General features: G+C 37.9%; 19 protein-coding genes and 1 tRNA gene. 11 read left to right on the forward strand and 9 right to left on the reverse strand.

What is annotated here, in order from left to right:
- Position 1: 1 nt before the first annotated feature.
- The 3 genes from lpxB (at position 2) to G504_RS0104420 (ending at position 3857) form a co-directional block, all read left to right on the forward strand.
- Positions 2-1114: a lipid-A-disaccharide synthase gene (gene lpxB / locus G504_RS0104410; RefSeq protein ID WP_019668931.1), complete on the forward strand. Its 1113-nt coding sequence runs from the start codon at positions 2-4 to the stop codon at positions 1112-1114.
- Positions 1115-1147: 33 nt separating this feature from the next.
- The gene (locus tag G504_RS0104415; protein WP_019668932.1) at positions 1148-1705 is read left to right on the forward strand and encodes a C40 family peptidase; all 558 of its coding nucleotides are present in this window, start codon (positions 1148-1150) and stop codon (positions 1703-1705) included.
- 127 nt (positions 1706-1832) lie between these two features.
- Positions 1833-3857 (forward strand): ComEC/Rec2 family competence protein, encoded by a 2025-nt coding sequence (locus tag G504_RS0104420; protein WP_019668933.1) that lies wholly within the window; start codon positions 1833-1835, stop codon positions 3855-3857.
- Between the two features lie 2 nt (positions 3858-3859).
- Here G504_RS0104420 and G504_RS0104425 read toward each other — a convergent pair whose 3' ends face one another.
- From G504_RS0104425 to G504_RS0104435, 3 genes are read right to left on the reverse strand one after another with little or no spacing between them, the layout of a single operon-like run.
- Positions 3860-5644: a peptide MFS transporter gene (locus G504_RS0104425; protein ID WP_019668934.1), complete on the reverse strand. Its 1785-nt coding sequence runs from the start codon at positions 5642-5644 to the stop codon at positions 3860-3862.
- A 54-nt stretch (positions 5645-5698) separates the two neighbouring features.
- Positions 5699-7228 (reverse strand): peptide MFS transporter, encoded by a 1530-nt coding sequence (locus G504_RS0104430; RefSeq protein ID WP_019668935.1) that lies wholly within the window; start codon positions 7226-7228, stop codon positions 5699-5701.
- Positions 7229-7244: 16 nt separating this feature from the next.
- Entirely contained in the window at positions 7245-9410 is a 2166-nt protein-coding gene (locus G504_RS0104435) for a S9 family peptidase (protein WP_019668936.1), read from the reverse strand.
- Between the two features lie 164 nt (positions 9411-9574).
- Between G504_RS0104435 and G504_RS0104445 the strand changes: the two genes are divergently transcribed.
- The gene (locus tag G504_RS0104445; protein WP_019668938.1) at positions 9575-10897 is read left to right on the forward strand and encodes a hydroxymethylglutaryl-CoA reductase, degradative; all 1323 of its coding nucleotides are present in this window, start codon (positions 9575-9577) and stop codon (positions 10895-10897) included.
- The gene (locus tag G504_RS0104450) at positions 10894-11835 is read left to right on the forward strand and encodes a GYDIA family GHMP kinase (protein ID WP_019668939.1); all 942 of its coding nucleotides are present in this window, start codon (positions 10894-10896) and stop codon (positions 11833-11835) included. The genes G504_RS0104445 and G504_RS0104450 overlap by 4 nt, the downstream gene beginning before the upstream one ends.
- 88 nt (positions 11836-11923) lie before the next feature.
- Here the strand turns inward: G504_RS0104450 and G504_RS0104455 are convergent, their stop codons facing one another.
- The 6 genes from G504_RS0104455 to G504_RS0104485 all read right to left on the reverse strand — a co-directional run bounded on the left by G504_RS0104455 (position 11924) and on the right by G504_RS0104485 (position 19647).
- Positions 11924-14044 carry a peptidylprolyl isomerase gene (locus G504_RS0104455; RefSeq protein WP_019668940.1) on the reverse strand — a complete coding sequence of 707 codons (2121 nt, stop codon included), beginning with the start codon at positions 14042-14044 and terminating at the stop codon, positions 11924-11926.
- 91 nt (positions 14045-14135) lie between these two features.
- Positions 14136-15425, reverse strand: coding sequence for a hemolysin family protein (locus G504_RS0104460; RefSeq protein ID WP_026348392.1), 1290 nt, complete (start codon positions 15423-15425; stop codon positions 14136-14138).
- A 202-nt stretch (positions 15426-15627) separates the two neighbouring features.
- Entirely contained in the window at positions 15628-16233 is a 606-nt protein-coding gene (gene lptC, locus G504_RS0104470; RefSeq protein WP_019668942.1) for an LPS export ABC transporter periplasmic protein LptC, read from the reverse strand.
- A gap of 2 nt (positions 16234-16235) precedes the next feature.
- Positions 16236-17606, reverse strand: a complete 1371-nt coding sequence (locus tag G504_RS0104475) for a hypothetical protein (protein ID WP_026348394.1) — start codon at positions 17604-17606, stop codon at positions 16236-16238.
- Between the two features lie 40 nt (positions 17607-17646).
- Positions 17647-18918 carry a hypothetical protein gene (locus G504_RS0104480; RefSeq protein WP_019668944.1) on the reverse strand — a complete coding sequence of 424 codons (1272 nt, stop codon included), beginning with the start codon at positions 18916-18918 and terminating at the stop codon, positions 17647-17649.
- A complete protein-coding gene (locus G504_RS0104485) occupies positions 18919-19647 on the reverse strand; it encodes a type III pantothenate kinase (RefSeq protein ID WP_019668945.1) in 729 nt (242 codons plus the stop codon).
- Positions 19648-19787: 140 nt separating this feature from the next.
- Between G504_RS0104485 and G504_RS0104490 the strand changes: the two genes are divergently transcribed.
- The 6 genes from G504_RS0104490 (at position 19788) to G504_RS0104515 (ending at position 23030) form a co-directional block, all read left to right on the forward strand.
- Positions 19788-19860 (forward strand) — tRNA-Phe (locus G504_RS0104490).
- A 300-nt stretch (positions 19861-20160) separates the two neighbouring features.
- On the forward strand, positions 20161-20640 hold the full coding sequence (locus tag G504_RS0104500) for a cupin domain-containing protein (RefSeq protein ID WP_019668947.1): 480 nt from the start codon (positions 20161-20163) through the stop codon (positions 20638-20640).
- A gap of 146 nt (positions 20641-20786) precedes the next feature.
- On the forward strand, positions 20787-21539 hold the full coding sequence (locus G504_RS19110) for a DUF6090 family protein (protein WP_157473040.1): 753 nt from the start codon (positions 20787-20789) through the stop codon (positions 21537-21539).
- A 208-nt stretch (positions 21540-21747) separates the two neighbouring features.
- On the forward strand, positions 21748-22155 hold the full coding sequence (locus tag G504_RS0104510; RefSeq protein ID WP_083930698.1) for a putative quinol monooxygenase: 408 nt from the start codon (positions 21748-21750) through the stop codon (positions 22153-22155).
- Between the two features lie 151 nt (positions 22156-22306).
- On the forward strand, positions 22307-22429 hold the full coding sequence (locus G504_RS20060; RefSeq protein ID WP_262493633.1) for a hypothetical protein: 123 nt from the start codon (positions 22307-22309) through the stop codon (positions 22427-22429).
- Positions 22430-22535: 106 nt separating this feature from the next.
- The gene (locus tag G504_RS0104515) at positions 22536-23030 is read left to right on the forward strand and encodes a hypothetical protein (RefSeq protein ID WP_019668950.1); all 495 of its coding nucleotides are present in this window, start codon (positions 22536-22538) and stop codon (positions 23028-23030) included.
- The last annotated feature ends 72 nt before the right edge of the window (positions 23031-23102 follow it).

Genomic DNA, 23102 nt, shown 5'->3' on the forward strand with positions numbered 1-23102 from the left:
AATGAAGTATTATATCATCGCCGGTGAAGCCTCCGGGGATTTGCATGGATCAAATCTTATTAAAGCAATTCTTGCTAAAGACACCAATGCCCAAATCCGCTGTTGGGGAGGTGATCGAATGCAAAAAGCCGGCGGCACACTTGTAAGGCATTATAAGGAAATGGCTTTTATGGGTTTTGCAGAGGTTATTACTAATCTTAACACCATCTTTAAAAGTATAAAATTCTGCAAGGAAGACATTAAATCTTATAATCCGGATGTTATTGTATTTATAGATTTTTCTGGTTTTAACTTGAGAATTGCCCGCTGGGCCAGGGAAAACAAATACCACACTAATTATTATATTTCACCCCAGATTTGGGCTTCAAGAGAAGGCAGGATCAAAAATATCAAGAGAGATATTGATGCCATGTATGTCATCCTGCCATTTGAAAAGGAATTCTATGAAAAAAAACACAACTATCCTGTAAATTTTGTGGGGCATCCATTAATTGATGCGATAGCACAAATTGAAATTGGCAACGCAAAGGATTTTAGAACCGAACACAATCTGGATCCTGATAAACCAATTATTGCACTTCTTCCGGGTAGCAGAAAACAGGAGGTTCGGCAAATGCTTGGCCTGATGTTAAAGATTAGCCCGTCATTTTCAGAATACCAGTTTGTAATAGCCGGGGCTCCCAGTCTGGACATTGATTTCTATTCCGAATTCTTAAAAAATTATGATGTAAGCCTTGTTTTTGACAGGTCTTATGAATTGCTGAGCCATTCACACGCAGCTTTGGTGACTAGTGGTACTGCCACTCTGGAAACAGCTTTATTTAAAGTGCCTCAGGTTGTCTGCTACAAAGGCAGCTGGATTTCCTATCAGATTGCGAAACGGATAATTACGTTGGATTATATTTCATTGGTCAATTTGATTATGGGCAAAGAAGTAGTAAAAGAACTTATTCAGGCCGATTTGAGCACAAAAAACCTGGAGGTGGAGTTAACCAAAATACTGGTTGGCCCTGCACGTGCAGCACAAATAAAAGCTTATAAAGAGTTGGAAAAAAAGCTGGGCGGCAAAGGCGCAAGTGAGAAAGCTGCTGCACTTATAATAGAAAATGCTTAATTTTAGTTCCTGGTAAATCATATATATCCCGGGATGAATAGAAAGATTTTTGTTTTTTATATCAGCATACTCCTAACCGGATGCGGTGTAGTTAAAAAGAAAACCACCTATGGCAAGGAACGAACTGTTACTGTTGCCGCGGTAGAAAAGGACACTTTAAGCACGATAGAAAATATTCCGGTGGCAGAAACGACAGTTGTCGTCCTCGAAAAAGCAGATCGCATTATTAATACTGCCATGGCTTACTCCGGGGTAAGGTATAGGTATGGTGGAACCACAAAAAAAGGAATGGATTGTTCGGGCCTGCTATATGTTTCTTTTGGAGAAAATGATATTCCTTTACCCCGGGTGTCTTATCAAATGGCTGACGAAGGCCAGAAAATTAAATTGAATAAAGTCACCAAAGGAGATCTTCTGTTCTTTAAAACCAGCAAGAAAGGAAAAAAAATTAATCATGTCGGGCTTGTAGTTGCAGTAGACGGGCGTGATATAAAATTTATTCATGCCACTTCTTCGAGAGGAGTTATCGTTTCTTCATTACAGGAAGGTTTCTGGAACTATGCTTTTGTAAAGGCCACAAGAGTACTTTGAATACAAACTGCATCTTCTGCGGATTGTTTTGCCTAATAATTGATTTCATCTAAATTTTCCTCACTGAACCTAACATTCAGTACCCAATGCTACTTTAATAGCTCGTACAATCAACCAAATAAACTCCATGAAATTATTGGATTTTATTCCGATAAAGCTCACTCTGTTTCTGATATTTGGGATTCTTGCAGGGTATTATTTTACTATATCCCTTTGGTTAGCAGCAAGCCTTAGTTCTGGATTCCTGGTCTTAATGGGTATATCCCGGAGCGGTAAAAACATACTGGATAATCTGCCCTTCGGTATCCTTTCCCTGTTATGTACAATTTGTTTAGGCATGATGTCTGTAGCACTGGCATTACCAGAAAACAGCATAAAATATTACGCCAACTTTAAACTTCCAACGGAACAATATTTACATCTTAAAATCAATAAAACCCTAAAACCAAATAGTTATAATGAACGCTATATTGCCAGTGTAATTGAAGTTGATGGTATTGCAGCAAAAGGTAGAATTCTTCTTATTTTTAAAAAAGACACTTTATTAACCAAATTCAATGTAGATGAGGAAATCTACACACTTAGTCTTATAGAAGAAATTGGTTTGCCCCTAAATCCATATCAATTTAATTATCCTAATTATCTCGAAAAACTAGGAATTAATTATCAACTTAAATTAAATCGTCAGGATTGTATAATCAGGAAAAATCCTTCCTCAACTTTACCTGGTTTGGTTGCTGCTTTTAGACTTAAAATTGTTTCAGGCCTGGAGAAGTTAAATTTTGGCAAAGAGGAGCTCGGCATAATCCAGGCACTGATTCTGGGACAAAGAGAAGAATTAAGCGAGGAAACGTATACCAGCTATAAGAATGCAGGCGCAGTGCATATCCTAGCTGTCTCCGGGCTGCACATTGGAATAGTATTACTGTTTTGTAAATTTCTGCTAAAACCCCTGGAGCGTTTACCCGGGGGAAAGACATTGGTCCTGATATTAACTGTGATTATTTTATGGGGCTATGCCATTTTAGCAGGTTTATCCCCTTCTGTGATAAGAGCGGTATGTATGTTTTCTTTCGTTGCCTATGCTTTGTATCTGAACCGGCCAACCAACACATTTAATATCCTTGCTTTATCCATGTTTTTTATTCTGTTGGCCTATGACCCGATGTTATTGTTCCAGGTAGGATTTCAATTGAGTTATGCAGCTGTATTTTCCATTTTTTGGTTATTCCCCAGGCTACAGCAATGCTGGAATCCTGAAAATATACTTTTCAAAAAATGCTGGCAATTGGCATCAGTTTCCTTAGCCGCGCAAATTGGCGTGCTCCCTCTAAGCCTTTATTATTTTCACCAGTTTCCCGGTTTATTTCTTATCTCTAATCTTATAATTATTCCTTTTTTGGGCGTAATCCTGGGAGCAGGTTTTCTGATCATAGTCCTGGCACTATTGGATATGCTCCCGGATGCACTGGCTGTAATATATAATAAACTCATTAACCTGATGAATCTGGCTATAGAATGGATAGCCCGGCAGGAATCCTTTATTTTCAAGGACATTTCCTTTGATTCCGTACAGCTTGTACTATGTTATCTTTTAATTATTACTGCAGTATACAGCCTCACGCAGAAGAAATTTAAAAATATTCTGGCCTTAGCATTATTCGTAATAGCCTTCCAATTATGGCTCATTTCCACAACGATAATAAAAAGCAGGCAGCAAAAAATCATCGTCTTCCATAAAACAGGAACTTCGGCCCTGCTATATCAAAAAGGAATTTCATTGGAAATAAATTGTTTGGACTCTGTTTCAGTGCTAAGCCTGATTAAAAATCTTAAGGTAGAAGAAAGCATCCAAAAAGTTAACTACAAAACGCTGAAAAACAAATATAAAATTAAAGATCATGATTTATTGATCTTGAATAACGCTCAAATGACCTTCCATAAATTGCAGAAAACTGATTATGTTTTGCTCAGTAATTCTCCCAAAGTAAATTTTAACCGATTCCTGGACTCCGTGAAACCGAAAAGCATAATTGCGGATGGAAGCAATTACAGGAGTGATATTGAAAGATGGAAAAAATCTTGTTCAAACAGAAACTTACCATTTTACTATACCGGTGAAAGGGGTGCATTTATTCTGGAAATAGAATAAAATCAGCGCACCCCATGCATAAGTCTTTTTAAAACCGGGTTTAGTATTATAGAAATTATACCAAAAGCAATAGGTACCAGGGTAAACATCAGAAAGAATATGCTTAAGGAATATTGTTCTGAAATTTTATCTATCATTCCGCCCATAGTGCCTGCCGTCTTTTGCCCTATGGCAATTGCGAGATACCAAATACCAAACATAAAACCAATCATTCTGGCTGGCACCAGTTTGCTCAGATAAGACAGTCCAACGGGTGAAAGACATAATTCTCCCATGGTATGAAGCAAATAGGCCAGAATAAGAAAAATCATGCTTACCGATGCCGTTTTGGACCCCTGTACAACACCGGCAGATCCATATGACAAAATAGCAAATCCAAGGCCCAGAAGAATTAGTCCCAGGCCATATTTCATGGCAGCACTAGGATTATATTTGCTCTCCCACCACCGTGAAAATAAGGGGGCTAGTGTAATGATAAAAAATGAGTTTAAAATTCCAAACCATGATGCATCTATCTGATTTCCCTCTTGTGAAAATTTGTCAATCAAACGATAAACAACTAATCCCCAAATCCCGACAAATGCCAATGCCAAAACAATATTGGAGAAAGCAATTCTGGAATACGTTTTTTTAAACAGGAGATACAAAACCCAGGTAATAATAATGAGTGGTACGGTTGTAAGCAGGGCATCCACAATTTTGAAAACCATGGCTGATGACCCCACCAAATTTCTATTGGTGTAATCTCTTGCAAACAAAGTCATAGAACCCAGCGCCTGTTCAAAGGCGGCAAAGAAAATCACAGTAAAAATCCCGAAGAATACAACTGCAATAATCCTGTCTCTTACCAGAGGAATGTATCTCGAAATCCTTGAAACAAGGAGAATGAGAAACAGAACCAAAGCAAAGAGTACTATGAAATTGGAGCCAGATAAACCCCAGATCTCAAAAGGCAATAAATTTTCTCCGCTTATCTTTTCAATTGGGTCGTTAAAGAGGTAGAGTAATCCACCTATGGCGGACAGAGCAATAAGTATATAATCTAAAGTTAAAAACGGATTTAATTTTTCCGCTGCTTTTTCCTCTTCAATAATCTTCGGAGATTCTTCATTAATGTTTTGTGGTAATTCTACTTCATATTTTTTACCTGGTTTTCCGCCAACGCTGCCAAATAATTTTTTAGCCAGCAAAAATTGCATCATCCCGAAAAACATAAAAATACCTGCCAGTCCAAAGCCCCAGGACCAACCAAAATTTTCTGCCAGATACCCGCACAACATCATCCCGAAAAAAGCTCCGGCATTTACACCCATATAAAAGATGGTATAAGCCCCATCTTTTTTGGATTCTTTGCCTTTATACATTTCGGAAATAATAGAAGTAATATTAGGTTTAAAAAAACCAGTTCCTATGACCAAAAAAGCAAGACCCAGATAGAAGGTAGCAGTAGTTTCTAATGCCATAAAAGCATGACCCAAGGTCATAATAGCACAACCTATTACAACAGCTATGCGATATCCCGTAAGTTTATCGGCAATATAACCACCTATAATTGGGGTTAAATAAAGTAAGGAAGCATAGGTTCCTATAAGTGCCAGGGCGTTTTCGCGTGGCCAATCCCATCCCGGATTATCACTGGCAAAAGGTGCAGTAAGAAAAAGGATTAAAAGAATACGCATTCCATAAAATGAAAAGCGTTCCCACATTTCTGTAAAAAATAAGACCATTAATCCTGCTGGATGGCCTAAGACCTTATCCTTAAACAGATTCTCGATATCGGTATTCATTGGTTTTGGTTTGATTTGTTAACAGTATAGGTAAACCTCTTAAAAAACAGTTTCTTAGTCGGTTATGGCTCGTTCATCCTCTTCAGCGCCATGGGTCAGCCTTTTTAAAGGTTTCAGGATAGCGATCACAAGTAGCCCAAAGGCTACGCAAAAAATAGTAATCCCGGCAAAGATATTCAGCTCACCGGCCTCCGAAGCCGATTCCCCGATTAATCCGGCTACCTTATTTCCTAAGCCGGTAGCTGCAAAATATACACCCATCATAAGGGCGCCATATCTAATGGGTGCCAGCTTGGTTATAAAAGATAGGGCAACCGGCGAGGCGCATAATTCTCCTATTGTGTGAAAAAGATAGGCCAACGCCAACCAGTAAAGTGCAGATTTACCAAGTGTTTCATACTGCATTGAGGCAAATACCATAAAAACGAACCCCAGTCCCATTATAATAACTCCATTTGCCATTTTAAAAAGAGAAGAGGCTTCTTTTCCCCTGTGCTTCCACCACATCCAGAAATTAGCTACAGGCACCGCAAATACTATTATGTAAAAAGGATTGAAAAACTGAAAAGCCGCTGCAGGAATTTGATAGCCAAATAAAAAGCGGTCTGTCCTGTTCTCTGCGTACAAGTTCATCAGGCCACCTGCCTGTTCAAAAGCACCCCAAAAGACAATGACAATAATAAAAGATAGTAGCAATACCAAATAACGATCCTTTTCTACTTGAGAATGAAGGTCCTGGTATATAGTCAACATCATTCCTACAACAACAGAGAGGAAAATAAAGAAAATTATATAGGCCAGCCTCTGGTCTTCAATAAAATTCCATGCGATAACACTTGAAGCAACCGCTAATAATAAAGTTATAGTTAGCGGGATACGGGTACTAAATTGCTGTGTAAAAATATCCTTAATGGACACATCGTCACTATTTGCCTCCTTTTCTTTGGGTTTATTCCCGACTGTAACGAGGTATTTTTGTCCGGACAGATAGATTACCTGACCCATGACCATGCCAATGGCAGCCAATCCAAATCCTGCATGCCAACCCCACAAGTCGGCTACCCATGCTACAACAAGGGCTGCCAGGGCTGCTCCGGTATTTATCCCGATATAAAAAATTGAAAATCCCTTATCCCGGCGTTCGTCACCCTGTTTATACAAACCTCCGACCAGAGTAGATATATTGGGCTTAAGCATCCCTACCCCGGCGATGATAAGTCCTAGGCCGGAGTAAAAGGCCCACATGAGTTCTATAGATAAAATTCCATGACCGGCCACCAGTAAAAAGCCACCTATCATAACTGCCCTTTTTTGTCCAATTATCTTATCCGCTATAATACCTCCCGGAATTGAAGCCACATAGACCAACATAGTGTACCATCCGTATAAGGATAAAGCTTCTCCGTCTAACCATCCTAAACCCGGGTTATCACCCCTTGTCTGAGCTGTCAGATACAACACAAGGATACCCCGCATTCCATAGTAGGAAAAGCGCTCCCACATTTCAGTCATAAACAGGATATAGAGTCCGGCAGGGTGTCCAAAGAGTTCTCTCTGGTGTACTGGTTTTTTTGTCTTAGCCATGGTTTGTTTTGGTTTCTTACAGATTATTTTTTATGAAATTGGTCATTTTAGTATATAAATGCAGGCTGGTATTCCCACCGTAAATTCCATGGTTCTTGTCGGGATAAATTGCCCAGTCAAATTGCTTATTAGCCTGGACCAGGGCTTCTATCATTCTCATGCTGTTCTGCACATGCACATTATCATCACCGGAACCGTGAACCAACAAATAATCTCCCTTTAATAACTCCGGATAATTAAAAGGTGAATTCTCATCATAACCTCCGGGATTCTCAGCCGGAGTTCTCATAAATCGTTCTGTATAAATTGTGTCATAAAAACGCCAGCTGGTAACAGGCGCAACCGCAATAGCCATTTCAAAGGTGTCACTGCCTTTCAGAAGGCAGTTTGTAGACATATGACCGCCAAAACTCCAGCCCCAGATCCCTGTTCTATCCGGGTCTATAAAAGAATATTCACTTAGTTTTTTAGCCACAGCAATTTGATCCTCAGTTTCGTATTTTACTAAATTCAGGTAAGTAACTTTCTTAAAATCACGTCCTTTAAAGCCGGTGCCTCTTCCATCCACACAAGCTATAATATAACCTTCTGAAGCCAGGATCTGGTGCCAATAGTCATTTGAACCCATCCAGGTATTGGCTACTTGTTGAGAGCCCGGCCCGCTGTACTGAAACATCAATAAAGGATATTTTTTGGAAGGATCAAAATCTTTTGGCTTCACCATCCACATATTCAATTCATTACCGTTGATTGCTATTGTAGAAAATTCTTTCGGGCTCATCTCATATCCGGAGAGTTTTGCTGAAAGCTCCTTATTATCCATGATTTCTTTTAATTTAATTCCCGATTTAGTTTTGTGCAGTGTAAATTGATCAGGTGTGGTATTGTTGGAAAACTTATTAATGAAATAGGTAAAATCTGCACTAAACTCAGCAGAATTAGTCCCTTCTCCGGTAGACAATCGCTTTTTATTCTTAGCGCTGATATCAATACCATAGACATCTCTGTTTATTGATCCATTTTCCGTTGATTGGTAATAAATTCTTTTCTCGCCCGGATCATATCCATAGTACTTGGTTACTTCCCAATCCCCCCTGGTAATCTGGTTCTTTAATTCCCCACTGTTCGAATGCAGATAAATGTGGTTATAGCCATCCTTTTCGCTCGTCCAGATAAAGCTGTCATCGGGCAGAAACGTAAGGTTATCGGAAACATCAACATATGCCTCGTCCTTTTCCTGAAGTAAAAGAGATACTGAATTGTCCTGCAGGTTTACTGCATATAAATTTAAATTATTCTGGTGCCTGTTTAAAGTTTGAACACTTATATAATCTGAATTGTTCATTCTGTCTATCCTGGGTATGTAATAGGAGTCAGGAAGTGAAATATCTGAAATTCTATTTGATTCAATATCATAGGAATGCAAGGTGACAACGGAATTATTTTCACCGGCTTTGGGATACTTAAATATATATTGAAAAGGATACAAGTCTGTTCCATAAACATCCATAGCAAATTCGGGAACAGTGGTCTCATCAAATCTTAAAAACACAATTTTAGTGCCGTCCGAGTTCCATTCAAAAGCCCTGACAATTTTAAACTCCTCTTCATATACCCAATCTGCTATACCATTAATAATACTATTCTTTTCTCCGTCAGAAGTTATTTTTACTATTTTACCATCGCTTATATTAAATAGATATAAATTATTATTGTTTCCAAAGGCCACCTTTTTGCCATCCGGTGAAAAGGTGGGTTCCTGAATCCAGCTATCCGCAATTTGAATTATATCTTTAGTGATAAGGTCATAAATATAATAGATCCCCACTTTGGAACGCCTGTATATTGGAACCACTTCCGTTGCCAGCAGCAGTTTGGATTCGTCTGCGCTAAAGGCATATGAGCTAAACACCGCCTTTGAAGGTGTCTCCTGCGAAGTAACCACAGTTTCTATCTTTTCCAGAGTACTGTAATCATATTTATCAATGCTAACAACACCTGTATTTTTATTCGTATTCAACACTGTGTAGTGTTTGCCATTTTTTAAAGGATATATAGCTTCCATGCCCTTGGTGACAAAGGCGCCTGACCAAAGTTCTTCCAGAGAGAGTTTTTTTTGTTGCGCAGGAGCGTAATCTATAAAACAAAAAATAAGAAAAATCAGGAGGAAAGATTTATTCATAAATTCTAAAAAATTTGTTATAAACTACCAAGTTTACTAATATTTTTGCTAAAAAAATAACTTTAAACTTAAAATATTGCAAGTTAATCGCTGATACCCGTAATGAAGAAACTCCCTGCAATAATTGTGTAATCACTATATTTGCCCTTATACAATAAAAGCTCATGAAAACACCTATCCAGGGTTTTTCGAAACTTTCCAAAGAAGAAAAAATCAAATGGATTGCCGATAATTATACTGATAATTCGGATACTACTATACAAATTCTTAAAAAATACTGGAATCAGGATAATGAGTTGCAAAAACTCCATGACGAATTCATAGAGAATACGATCAGTAATTACTACCTTCCTTTTGGGATTGCGCCGAACTTTTTAATTAATGATACCCTATATGCCATTCCAATGGCTATCGAGGAAAGTTCAGTTGTTGCAGCCGCTAGTAAAGCTGCAAAATTCTGGCTGGATAAAGGTGGGTTTAAGACCCGGGTATTAGGAACCCAAAAGATTGGGCAGGTACATTTTATCTTCAAAGGCCCTTCTGAGAAGTTACAGGAATTCATTGATGCAATAAATCCAATTTTAGTTAGTGATTGTAAATCCATCACCCAAAATATGGAAAAGCGCGGCGGTGGAATAACATCAATAGAACTTCGGGATCGAACACATAAACTTGATAATTACTATCAGTTGCACTGTAAATTTGAAACCCTGGATGCCATGGGCGCAAATTTTATAAACTCCTGTTTAGAACAGTTTTCCTCTACTTTGAAAAGAGAAGCGCTAACCTATACATCGTTTAATGAGGGTGAACAGCGAATAGAAGTGGTCATGAGTATTCTTTCCAACTATGTCCCGGAATGCCTTGTGCGGGCGGAGGTAAGTTGCCCGATTAATGAATTGGAGGCAGAACAGTCTGTTTCCCCTGAGGAATTTGCAAAAAAAATGGTAAGGGCTGTAGATATCGCCAACGTTGAACCCTACAGAGCGGTTACACATAACAAGGGAATAATGAACGGTATTGACGCAGTTGTGCTGGCCACAGGGAACGATTTCAGAGCTGTTGAAGCAGGCATCCACGCATATGCAGCTAAAGATGGTTCCTATAAAAGTCTTACACGCGCCTCTCTTGAAGATGGTATCTTCAAATTTTGGATCGAAGTGCCTCTGGCCCTGGGAACCGTTGGGGGACTAACCAGTTTGCATCCCCTGGTTAATCTCGCTTTGGAGATTTTGCAAAAACCTTCAGCCCGCGAATTAATGCAAATTGTTGCGGTAGCGGGATTAGCGCAGAATTTTGCAGCGGTGAGATCATTAGTGACAACCGGAATTCAGGAAGGACATATGAAAATGCATTTGCTTAATATCCTTAATCAAATGCGTGCCTCTGAGGATGAAAAGAAAACTTTAGTCGCCTATTTTAAGAAGAATGCCGCGACTCATAATGCAGTTGTTGAAGCACTACAAAATTTACGGAACAAATTATGACCCGGCGGTTCTACAGCAATGGAAAATTGCTACTAACGGGCGAGTACGCAGTTCTGGATGGTGCTTTATCCTTTGCACTTCCTGCCAAATTCGGGCAAACCCTGACTATAAGTGAGGCAGATTCTCCATACCTTAGTTGGACAAGCCTGGACGAGAAGGGTGAAAAGTGGTTTCATACCTCGCTACATCTGGATCTTTTTCGCAATTCGCAAGAGGGGGGTTCCTATGAATTGAAAAATCTGCCTGCATCGGAAGATAAGGTATCTGAAATGTTGCTCAGAATTTTACTTGAGGCTAAAAGGTTGAATCCGGATTTTTTAAAGGAAAAAATTGGCTGTGAAGTTCAAACGGCCCTTAGTTTTCCCAGGGAATGGGGGCTTGGATCTTCATCCACCCTAATTAATAATGTTGCTCAGTGGGCCAACGTTGATCCTTTTGCCCTTTTAGCTAAAACATTCGATGGAAGCGGTTACGATATTGCCTGTGCCCGGCATAACCATCCACTTCTTTATAAGATAGAGGATGGAAAACCATTTATAAAAGAAATTGAGTTTAACCCTCCTTTTAAAGACGCATTATACTTTGTACACCTCAACAGGAAGCAGAATAGCAGAGAGGGGATAAACAGATACAAGGAAAAGGAATTTGATAAAGAAACTTTAATTAAGACAATTTCAGAATTAACCAAAGAGTGTATTCATTGCAATGAACTAAGCAGGTTTAAAGAATTAATGAATGCACATGAATTACTTTTGGCAGACATCCTTGAACTAATACCTGTGAAGGAAAAACTCTTTCAGGGTTTTAAAGGGGCTGTAAAAAGTTTAGGGGCATGGGGTGGAGACTTTGTGCTTGCCATAGGAGATAATACTACTCCTGAATATTTCTTTAAGAAGGGGTATAAGACTGTAATTCCATATGCAGAAATGATACTTTAAAAAAAGCCTCCCAAATGAGAAGCTTCTTATGATGCCAATTAAAGCACTATTCTTTTCCTGACGTCAAAACCCCAAAGCACTATATTTCTTAATAGAAAGTTGCTCTGTTATCTGCAATCTCTGAATTTTCTTTCAAGGCATCAAATACACTGGTATTAACGCGGGTTCCGTTTGAAGCCTGAATAGAATTGGCGAAAGTGGAATAATTTTCCAACGCAGGACCTTCTTCTTTTTTGGTTACTTCAACTTTAAAAACTCCGGTCTCTCCTTCAATAAGATCTGAAACACTACCTTCTGCCAAGGCATAAGCGGTTCCCACGACCAAAGGCTCTCTTCCTGCACCCGCTATGGTTGGAGTTTTAACTGTTAAGGCAGAAGCCGTTGATATATTGGTGTTGTTATCTGATGCCAGGTCCTCCAATGATTTTCCCTGATTTTGAGAAATAATCATTGCTGCTTTTTTTCTTTTCCTGATTACTGGGAGAACAGAAGCGGAAGCATCTTCAACAGACATTAAGCCTTCTTCATACTTTGCCGTTAGCTGTACAACGGCATAACCGTTGCTAATACCGAATCTCTTAATATCTCCTATTTCCGTTTCGGAGTTAAAAGCCCACTGAACAATAGCCCTCTGGTTTGAAAGTCCGGGAAGGTTTTCGTCCAATTCATTTATTTTATTCACCGGCCTTACAACATATTCATTTTCTTTGGCCAAATCAGAAAAAGACTTTTCAGACGAAGTTGCCGCCATTTCAAATTTAGTAGCATCTGTAAAAAGTGAATTTAGTGTTTCATCTGAGGCTTCTATTTCCCTGCTAAGAGTTGCCAGCTGAACCAAATCCTGCTTATCATCTACGCGCACAATATGATATCCAAATTCTGTTTCAACCAATCCGATATGACCTGCCGCGTTTCCAAATGCAAAATCATTGAACTTTGGAGTCATTACCCCTTCCTGAAAGTAACCCAGGTCACCTCCTCTTGGAGCAGAGGGGCCATCAGAGTTATCTCTAGCCAGCTGGGCAAAAACCGCACCTTCTGCCTTAGCTTGCTTCAGCAGATCTTTTGCTATGGCCTCGGCTTCTTCTTTGGTTCTTTTTATTTCGGGGTTTGCCCTTTCGGCTCCTTCCCATGTAATCAAAATATGACTGGCCTTTACAGATCCATTGGGTTTTTTGTTGACCATTTTAGTAATTTTCCAACTTTCACCGTCATTATAAGGCCCAAATAACTCTCCAATATTTAAGGCCATCAGGGTATCTGCAAACTTTAATGGCAACTCATTTTTAGACTTATAAATAGTGTCGAATTTGATGTCCGAATTTCTGTCAAGAAAAGCAGCGTTATCTGTTGTATTCCTAAATCCGGGAATGGTATCGGTTTCATCGCGTTCTTCAAAATATTCAACGGTATCGCCAAGAAGCTTTGTAATTTGATCTTTTATAACAGCTTCATCCTCAGCGGAGGCTTTATCTTCAAAATAAACAAATTGGATATCTCTGGACCTCTGTTGCTTGTAATCCTGCGGATGTTCATTAATATAGTCGGAAATCTCCTTTTTGGTAATTATAAAAGTACTGTCGGGGATTGAAGCATAAGGAATGCGTACATATCTTATATCTACTTTGTCGGTAGTAAGTTTATAATCTAATTCTCCCTCCTTTAAAGTGGCACCAACTCCTGCTCTAATTAAGTTAAAATAGGTTTGCTCCTTTGCGCTTTGAATAATGGCCTCTTCGTCTTGCAGCCAATCGTTATATTGTGCCGGGGCATTGATTTTCAATTCAGCAATAAAATCCCTGAATTTTGCTTCATCAAATATTCCGTTCTCATCTGTAAATTGCGGGTTTTGAGCTATCCCGGGACTAGATTTAATGACATTTATTATCTGGTCCTGCTCAATATCTATACCCAAATCCTCTATCTGTTGCCCAAGGATTGTGTTTCGTTCAACCTGGTTCCAGACAGTATTTACCAATTGCATTGATGAATTTGTGGGCCCGGATCTTCTTGATGCCCTCTCAATCTTTCGCCTGAAGTCATCGATGGAAATTTCTTCACCATTTATTTCACCTACAGCAGACCCAACTTTTCCACCGGAAAAATCATTGCTGGTAAAAATTCCAGAAATCACGAACGCAAATAAGGCCATCCCTATGATCAGGATTAAAACAGTAGTTCGTTTTCTAATATTCTCTAGAATTGCCATTTTTCGTTTATTTTAAATCAGTTGGCGAAATTAGTATTTTCCATCTAGAAATAAAAACTTAAAGTTGGCTATCTGACTGATATTAATTGGTCTAGTCTTTTTCTTTGACTTCAAGGGTCACCAAATCTATTTTTGTGCTGGAAACTTCCAGGATAGTAAACAAATAATGTTCTATAAGTATTTCAGAATTCTGGTCCGGGATCTCACCCGTTACATTGACTATGAGGCCTCCAAGCGTTTCGTATTCCTCACTTTCAGGAAGTTCCAGCTTGTATTGTTCATTCAGATAATCTACTTCCAGCCTGGCAGAAAATTTATAGGTAGTACTATTGAGTTCCTCTTCCATTAAATCTGTCGAATCATGTTCGTCCTCAATTTCTCCAAAAAGTTCCTCCACAATATCTTCAACGGTCATTATTCCGGAAGTACCTCCGTATTCATCGAGCACTACGGCAATACTTTTTCTTTTTTTTGTCAAAACATTGAGAATATCCTGGATTAACATTGTTTCCGGGACGAATTCTACAGGCAGGAGTATACTTTTTATTGTTTTGGGCTTGCTAAATAACTCATACGAATGAATGTACCCGATAATGTTATCTATGGTATCTTTGAAGACCAATATTTTTGACAAGCCGGTTTCCGTAAAAAGTTTAGCAAGGTTTTTTGGGGTTTCATGTAATTCTACTGCAATAATCTCTGTCCTGGGAACCATAACCTCCCTGGCCTTAACCGCTGAAAATTCAAGTGCATTCTGAAAGATCTGAATCTCAGAATCTATATCATCCTCTTCCATCACCGTTTCCATTTGTTCGGTAATATAGTCTCCTAATTCAAGCTTGCTAAACGCAAGTTGCACTTCGTCTCCATCTGTCTTAAAAAAGGTTTTGAGAAGCACATCGGAAACTTTTATGACAAAATCGGAAACGAAAGAGAACAACAAATAGAAAAAATAGGCAGGTGCTGCAAGAATTTTGAGCAGTTTGTTTGCATAGATCTGAAAAAGTACCTTGGGCAGAAATTCTGCAGTGAGCAAAATTATGATTGTGGAAATAAGTGTTTGGGTTAACAGGCTGAAGTCGGTAAACATCAGTTGAACAAAGTTATTGTCAGCTGGTAATTTGGTTTGGAACCAATTCATTAATAAATCTCCCATGTACAAACCGTATACCACCAGTGCAATATTATTACCGATGAGCATGGTGGCGATAAACTTTGAAGGTTTATTTGTTAAGCGGGTTAGTATCTGCGCCAGAATACCTTCCTGTTTTTTTTCAATTTCAATATGAATCTTATTCGCAGAAATAAAAGCTATCTCCATTCCTGAAAAAAATGCAGATAACACCAAACAAATACAAATGATAAGTATGCTGGAGTCCACGGCTATTGCTGATTATCCCGTTTTCGCTTTTCAAAACGTTTTCTGTAGTTACGCCTGAAAATAAACATTCCAACAGAGACTATTGCAAAGAAAATAAAGATGTATGTGCCCTCTCTGTTACTATTCCAGAGTTCAATTATCTTGTATACTGATATAATTGCCACTACCAAGTACAAATATTCCGTATATCTCAATATTTTAATCATGTTTGATCTTCCTTAATTGTGATTAATCCGTAGGTTTTATGGGCATTGAAAAAACTAAAGTCTTTATTGAAATCCATTCCCTCACCATCCATTATTGTTCCATCTTCCGGATTAGTAAACTTAAATTTCCGCTGCGTAAATATCCATTCATTTGACTGATCATAAAAAAGTTGGGGGGCTTCAAGCTTTTTTCCATCATGAGATTCTATTACAACATTACCCTGCAGGTCTATTAAATTAGTGTTGGAATAGATAATACCGTAATCGGCCCTGATTGTGCTTTTGTTGTCCTCTGCATCAAACAAATCTACTTCTAATCCATTTGGAAAAGTCCTGAACTTAAATCTCATATTGTCATAGTCTTCACTCAACGGGCTTTTTAAGATAGCAATAACCTTTGAATTCTTAATGTCTTCGCTTCCCAATTTTTCCGGAGTCTCTGTATAGGTAAGAATGAAATTCTGAGCAACCCCCTGAGGGTAAATTGTTTGCTGCGCTTCTTCTCCAACCCTTTTGTAATTATCCTTACAGCCATAAAAGAACAATGCCACAGTAAATACTATGGCAATGCTTATAAATTTATTTCCGATAGGATTATTCATTGTTACAAACTGGGCACGGTTACACTGCCTCCAACCCAACAATTAAACGGAATTGTTTTACCTGCTAATCCAGAATTAAAGATATCTGTCTTAGAGGGCGCCTTTGCACTATAGCTGGCTGCAGCCTGATTGGCATTTCCGCTTAATGAGGGATCTACCCTGCCCGCTCTTCTGGCCATATCTGCGGCTTTCCAATAAATTGCTCTTTTCTCAAATGGAGTACTTCCACAATCATTTGCGCTCGTGGCATATAAATTGGCTATAAGTAAATATGCCCTTCCGTTTGATGGATTTGCGTCTATGGCCTTCTGTGCATAGCTTCTGGCTGTAGACTTACTAGACCTTCTGTAACTTGTTGCAATTTTGTATGCAATATTTGATTTCTTTCTAGGATCGGTTTCTAATTCAAGGGCTTTGTTATAATCTGCTATAGCACCTTTACTATCACCGGCCTTATTCTTCAAGGTTCCACCATATACATAGGCATCTGCCGAAGGATCCAATGCCAGCTGTGCTTCAAATAGTTTTTGAAACATCGGATCATCTATGCAATCTTTGCTAAACATCCTTCCCACTGCTCTTTTAACCCAGGTTACGTCTGTTTTTTTGGATTCAAAATTCTTTTCGTAAAGCGGAATCAGGTTGTCGCAATCTGCCAAAGCACCTAATTTTGAATCCACACTTCCGGCAATCTTACCATAAGATTCCGAATTAGTTGTAGCAACCTTCAACCTCCTATTTTCTTTAGAAGTAAGGGTACCCGCCTCTTCCTTCGGAAGCAATTGGCTGATGATATCTGTTAATTTTGTATTCTCTTCTTCAATCTTTTCCGTAACGTCATCGTAAGTATCAAACACTGCCGAAAGATCTTTTTTTCCTGCATTATAAAGATCTACCAGACTTGAAAAATAAAGATAAAGTGCTTTTGGGTTTTTAAAATTGGCCTCATCCTGCTTAAATGCATTATCAAGCAAATTGTAGAGCTCTTCATCAGAAGCCATTTTATTGTCATATAAAAGTAATGCCTTGTCTATGGCAACAACCGCTTTTGGAAATTTATCCGGGAAAACTTTTAAGCTGTTGTCATATAAAGCAAGTAGGTCATTTATATAACCATCTTTTTCTGCGCCTGAACTATTATCAATCTTATAGGACAGAATTTTTTCCCCAAGAGAAAAATTAGCCTTATTAATAGACGGACATGTTTCATATACCATTTTCCATGGTGTATACGCAGCATCATAATTTTTCACTTTTGCATGCTCAGCATAAATAGAAAGATTGGTCATACATTCCGGATTTTGGGCTTGTGCATTTGCTGTGCCCATTACTGCCAGTAAGCCAATCATCATACAGTAAAACTCCTTTTTCATCGTATATAAATTTTAAAGTGGTTAATGTACTAAATTTTTATCAATTTATTTTCCTTTTTTGGAACCATTTATCGTTGAATGACAGTCCCACACTGACTTTGAAGTAAGTTTCCTCAACTAAATTTGCCACCGTAGTTCCCCGTTTTCCATATTCAAAACCTACATTCATATTGGAAAAACCTCCTCCAACCGGTAAACCTAAACCAAAAGTTATGCCAAAATCATGAATGGATTGATCATTTACCATTAAGCCGGTCTTCGAAGTGTGTGCACCTGCCCTGTAAGTGACTCTTTTTAAATAACTTGTAAACGAAGCATAATCGGGCACCAAATACCCGCCTATTCTCAGCGTATTGGCATCTTCATAGGTAACATTATCCGGATCAATAAAATCGTTCCTAAATGAACTCACCCCCTGAAGACTATATTCAGCTCCTAAAAACCACTTTTTATCCCGTCCAAATCCAAGCCCAAAAGTAGTGGTTGTAGGGATTTTTAATTCTGTATTCCTAAGATTTGCAGGTTCTAAATTTACATCCCTTACTTCAATTTCCTCTCCCGTGCTTAATGAAAATGAACCTAATCTTTCCGTATTTGAAGATACCAGGTTTGCCTGTGTATTTACGGTAACTGAAGTAAACAAAGTGTATTTGTCTTTAATTCTGGGAGTATACGTAGCACCATAATTAAAATCATAACCATTTACTTCAGATTGCCTGGTGTTTATTGTGCCATACTGCACTCCTTCAACACTTTGAACACTTTGGTATTGTAAGTTCCCAAAGCTAAAATTGACAGTTGCACCAACGTGCAGGTTTTTGGTAATTTCATATCCTGCAGATAAAAACACTTTATTTAATCCGCCATCGCCAGTAAACTGATTTATCACTGTATCCTGAGTGGCATTGGTGCTTTCGGAAAAAACATTGTATCCTACAGCAGTATAAGGAAGAACCCCAAGCCCGACACCAAACTTTGGCGATAAGGGAAATGCCAGGGCAATATATTCCAGAGAGGTAACAGAAGAACTTTCCTGTTCTGTAAAATCTTTCAGTTTCACTTCTTTATGTCCGCCTGCTGCTGTATAGGTTACCAATCTAAGTTTGCCGTAAGCTGCAGGGTTTCTAAGGTTTACATGAATACTATCCGTGTACATGCTTAAGCCTCCCATTGCCTGATTTTCTATAGTAGCCTGCGGTCTGAAATCTCCAATGCCACCAAATGAATAAGGTGACACGGTTCCGTCACCACTCTGGGAGTAAGCTGTTATTGCAGTTATGCAGAGTATAAGCAATACGAATTTCTTTACCATCTAGCGTTTGTTGTATTCCAGCAAATAGTTCAAGCCTTCTAGGAGAAAATTAGAATTCGCAAAGATGGTATTTTTTAATCGTTTAGACAAAATTTGAGCGTCACCGCCTGTTAAAATAACTGTTAAATCTTCAAAACGCGATTGGTATTGGTCTATTACTCCATCTATCTCCCTGCAAATACCATTTAAAACACCGCTATGGATACTTGCATTTGTTGAATTTCCAATTATATCAAGAATATCCTGAGGCTCAAGCAGTGGCAACTTTGCAGTATATTCATGTAGTGCACTATAGCGCATACGCAGACCCGGAGAAATTGCACCCCCAAGATACTCCCCATAATCATTCATCATATCATAAGTTATACATGTACCTGCGTCTATAACAAGGGTATTTGCGCCAGAATTTTGATAGAACGCCGCTGTTGCAAGTGCAACCCTGTCCATCCCCAGGGTCTGTGGGGTGGCATAGGAGTTCTTAAATGGAATTTTTGTGCTATGACTCAATAAATGAACCTCAGCAAATACGGATAATACCGAAATATATTTTTCATCAAATAGCCCTACCGATGAAATCATTGCCGCTTGTATGGCAGGGTATTTTTTAAATACTTTTTTAACCTCCTTTGGAAAGTCATCTGGTTCGTGCTTTTGTTGCCATAAAAGGGTATTCCCGCTAAAAACAGCCAGCTTTATATTGGTATTCCCTACATCAACAATAAGGTTCATACCGCAAAGATTGTAAAATGAAAAAAAACAGCAGGCTTTTTTTTCTTTTTTGTTTGTAGTTCCTAAATTTGAAAGTATATTTGCCCCCTCCTACGCACTGCGCTTTTGCTTGTGCTTCGGAGGGTGCAAACCCTAAATAAGGTACCTTAGCTCAGTTGGTAGAGCAACGGACTGAAAATCCGTGTGTCCCTGGTTCGATTCCTGGAGGTACCACTTAAAGCACCAAACCCACTCCTGTACAAGAGTGGGTTTTTTATTTGCTCAGATATGGAAGAAGGGAGTTATCTCCCGGAAGACCTAGAAAGAACAATAGAACTACAATTCCAGCAAGATCGCCATGATATTTACCCATGCAGTCACAAAAGTTATTCTTATCCGGAAAATTTTTACGATAATGAGGTATATTAGTATGCATATAACGAGTTGCAAGTAATTGTAAATAAAATAAATAGATTAATTATATTTAACCTTCATTAAATTTTTTCTTTGCTCAATTCCTTAAAAATCAACACAATGAAAATCACTAAAATTAAACAGTACAAAAAAAACACGATCATGCTTGCCTTTGTTTTTTTAACATTCGGGTTGAATGCTCAGAGCAACGATCTTTCTGACTCAGAAACTTCTATTAACACAACCATAGATAATAAGGATTTGAAATGGCTACCTGCTCCAGATTTCTTTCCAGATTGTTCCTTTACAATACTTCATGGAGATATATCTAAACCTAATTTGGATTTTTTCTTTAAAATTGAACCTAATACTCAAGTTGTGAATCATACTCATAATTCTCCTGAAAGAATGATTTTAATTTCAGGAGATTTGGAGGTTCAATACGAAGGAGAAAAACCAGTGGTATTAAAAGCTGGCTCTTATGCTTATGGTCCTGCAGGAAAACCACATAAAGCAAAATGCCTAGATAATGGCCCTTGTGTTTTATTTGTCGCTATGGTCGATCCTTTTGATGCAGTGCCTATTATAAAAAAAGATTAAGGTAGTTTGTAAAATCCAAGCAATTAAAAAACAACTACTTGCTACAATGTATAAACTACACTAAAACATAGTTTATACGAGACCGGTGTGCTTCATTATTCCTACGCTGAAGCTTCGGAATAGAAACTATGACCAACCAATAACTAATGATTAAATTCTTTAGACACATTCGACAGCGACTACTCTCTGAAAATAAATTCAGCAAGTATCTTCTTTACGCCATTGGAGAAATAGTTTTGGTAGTCCTTGGAATTTTGATTGCACTACAAATCAATAATTGGAATGAAAATCGAATTAATTCCCGGAGAGAGAAATTGATCCTAAATAGTTTAAAGTCGGAGCTAATAATCAACCTGAATGAATTAAATACCGATTATGAAAGAACAATCGAATTTCATCAGGCTACCATAAATGTCTATGACTTTATACAAAAGAAGCCGATGGAAATGGAATCTATGTATAAAGATTTTTTTAATTGCGTTCAATTCACTTATTTCTTTCCAAAGACTTCAACATACGAAACTTTAAAATCCGGAAACCTGGAACTAATCAGAACGGACAGTCTGAGGGAAATTATTACTGATGTTTATGAAACTGGTTTTAAGAGAATCGTAAACAAAGTGGATACAAGGAGAAATGCAGCTCGTCTTCTATTTCCTTATTATCAAAAGCATTTTAAAACAAAATTTCTTAAAGATAGAGATAAGGTGGGTTTTCGGGAATATGAATTCATGATTGGTGTACCTAATAATTATACATTCCTTTTAAATGATCCGGAATTTGAAACCTTATTAGTAGAGGCAATTAGTGGCAGGGCAAATTTTCTAAGAGATTATGAAAGAACAATTCGTAATGTAGAATTATGTCTTAGCCAGATAAATAAATATTTAGATAAATGAAAAAGTATGCAGATTGGTTCTTTTTATCATAAAGTAAAACCAAAGGCTAATAAGGTGTATTAGGACATAGGGGCTAATCGCCAGTATTCTTAATAAACATAAACGTTGTGCTTCATCCCCAAAGTTATTGGAACATGCAACCGCTTTTAGCCGGGAGGATGGCGGCAAGCATTGAACCCGGATATATTAATCATTATAAAATTCAAACATGAACAATTTCATTAAATTACCACTCAAATTGATTTTTTTATTTTCTATCTTCATTCTCATGGGAAGTGAAACTTTACATAAACAATCGGATAGTAGCGAAACAAAAAATACAATTGTAATTTTAAAATTCAAAGCCCAACCGGAGAAGGGTAATGAAGCAGTTACTGAGTTGATCAAACTCCTGGAAAAAGTTAAGCATGAACCCCATTTTGTAAATATTAAGCTGCACATTGACCCAAACGACAAATCAAACATAATGCTATATGAAGAATGGGATGACGCTTCTTATTACAACTCGGAACATATGGGGACTGATCATATTCAAGAATTTATGTCAAATTCCAGTAACTTCTTGGTCGGACCGCCGGATATATCTTTTTGGAACATCCAAAATGAATTTAATTAATAATGTCACCTGCTTAACTAGTATATAGGTTATTTCCGCCGGACACACGGGTAAGGAAACGGCTCATAACCTTGTGCTTTGCTCCATTATTTCTGCGCCAGTCTCCTAATTTAGTCAACGTGCTATATGGTAAACCGTTAGACAAAATAAAATGATGAAATTAATCCGACTGATATTACTAACAACCCTAAGCATAATGGCAATAGCTTGTCAATCCCAGCGCAGAGATTCTGAGAAGGAGAAGGAAACAATTGGCAGTGATTTTGCAAAGTAGAAATAACAGATAAAAAAGTATATTTAGTACTGGCAGACAATTTCCGTGGGAAATGTCAGTAACAAATCATTCACGAACCGTTGTAAGTCATTAAAAGAACAATATAATGAATTATGAAATTATTATTAATTCAATAGCAAGTATAGGAGTTATCTTATCAGTCATTTTTCTTGCATATCAAATAAAGAAAAACACAGAAGCTTCCAGGGCTAATTATTATGATTCTCTGAATAAAACAAATATGGAGTTTCTTAGACAGTTAGTGGAAAATAGAGAACTTGGAGAACTGCTTGAAAAGGCGACATCCAATTGGGATAATTTAAATGAAGATGACAAGCGAACTTCTAATTATTTATTTATTCAGCTATTTAGACATTGGGAAAATATGTTCTATCAGCACAAGTTGTCTGTATTGGATAAACAACTTTGGTTAAACCACTTGAATACTATGATTGGATATTTTCATCACGACGGAACACAAGAATGGTGGCTTAAACGCAAAATGGCTTTTGCAAAAGATTTTAGAGATTTTCTTGAAAAAACTGAAAAGCCAAAACAAATTTATCCTACAATTAAGGATTTAACGATCGAAAATAAATAACGCCTTATAACAAAGTATATAAGCCATTAAAACGGCTCGTATACGAGACCGTTGGCATTCATTCCTCTGGAT

Origin of the sequence: Eudoraea adriatica DSM 19308, assembly GCF_000382125.1 — a bacterium.
Lineage (GTDB): Bacteria > Bacteroidota > Bacteroidia > Flavobacteriales > Flavobacteriaceae > Eudoraea > Eudoraea adriatica.

What these genes read in the sequence shown, in the direction of transcription:
- G504_RS0104510 (WP_083930698.1), top strand. Translation starts at nt 21,748, where the DNA reads ATGAACAATTTCATTAAATTACCACTCAAATTGATTTTTTTATTTTCT.
- G504_RS0104425 (WP_019668934.1), bottom strand. Translation starts at nt 5,644, where the DNA reads ATGAATACCGATATCGAGAATCTGTTTAAGGATAAGGTCTTAGGCCAT.
- G504_RS0104415 (WP_019668932.1), top strand. Translation starts at nt 1,148, where the DNA reads ATGAATAGAAAGATTTTTGTTTTTTATATCAGCATACTCCTAACCGGA.
- G504_RS0104475 (WP_026348394.1), bottom strand. Translation starts at nt 17,606, where the DNA reads ATGAAAAAGGAGTTTTACTGTATGATGATTGGCTTACTGGCAGTAATG.
- G504_RS20060 (WP_262493633.1), top strand. Translation starts at nt 22,307, where the DNA reads ATGATGAAATTAATCCGACTGATATTACTAACAACCCTAAGCATAATG.
- G504_RS0104450 (WP_019668939.1), top strand. Translation starts at nt 10,894, where the DNA reads ATGACCCGGCGGTTCTACAGCAATGGAAAATTGCTACTAACGGGCGAG.
- lpxB (WP_019668931.1), top strand. Translation starts at nt 2, where the DNA reads ATGAAGTATTATATCATCGCCGGTGAAGCCTCCGGGGATTTGCATGGA.
- G504_RS0104515 (WP_019668950.1), top strand. Translation starts at nt 22,536, where the DNA reads ATGAATTATGAAATTATTATTAATTCAATAGCAAGTATAGGAGTTATC.
- G504_RS0104430 (WP_019668935.1), bottom strand. Translation starts at nt 7,228, where the DNA reads ATGGCTAAGACAAAAAAACCAGTACACCAGAGAGAACTCTTTGGACAC.
- G504_RS0104435 (WP_019668936.1), bottom strand. Translation starts at nt 9,410, where the DNA reads ATGAATAAATCTTTCCTCCTGATTTTTCTTATTTTTTGTTTTATAGAT.
- G504_RS0104445 (WP_019668938.1), top strand. Translation starts at nt 9,575, where the DNA reads ATGAAAACACCTATCCAGGGTTTTTCGAAACTTTCCAAAGAAGAAAAA.
- lptC (WP_019668942.1), bottom strand. Translation starts at nt 16,233, where the DNA reads ATGAATAATCCTATCGGAAATAAATTTATAAGCATTGCCATAGTATTT.
- G504_RS0104500 (WP_019668947.1), top strand. Translation starts at nt 20,161, where the DNA reads ATGAAAATCACTAAAATTAAACAGTACAAAAAAAACACGATCATGCTT.
- G504_RS0104480 (WP_019668944.1), bottom strand. Translation starts at nt 18,918, where the DNA reads ATGGTAAAGAAATTCGTATTGCTTATACTCTGCATAACTGCAATAACA.
- G504_RS0104420 (WP_019668933.1), top strand. Translation starts at nt 1,833, where the DNA reads ATGAAATTATTGGATTTTATTCCGATAAAGCTCACTCTGTTTCTGATA.
- G504_RS19110 (WP_157473040.1), top strand. Translation starts at nt 20,787, where the DNA reads ATGATTAAATTCTTTAGACACATTCGACAGCGACTACTCTCTGAAAAT.
- G504_RS0104455 (WP_019668940.1), bottom strand. Translation starts at nt 14,044, where the DNA reads ATGGCAATTCTAGAGAATATTAGAAAACGAACTACTGTTTTAATCCTG.
- G504_RS0104485 (WP_019668945.1), bottom strand. Translation starts at nt 19,647, where the DNA reads ATGAACCTTATTGTTGATGTAGGGAATACCAATATAAAGCTGGCTGTT.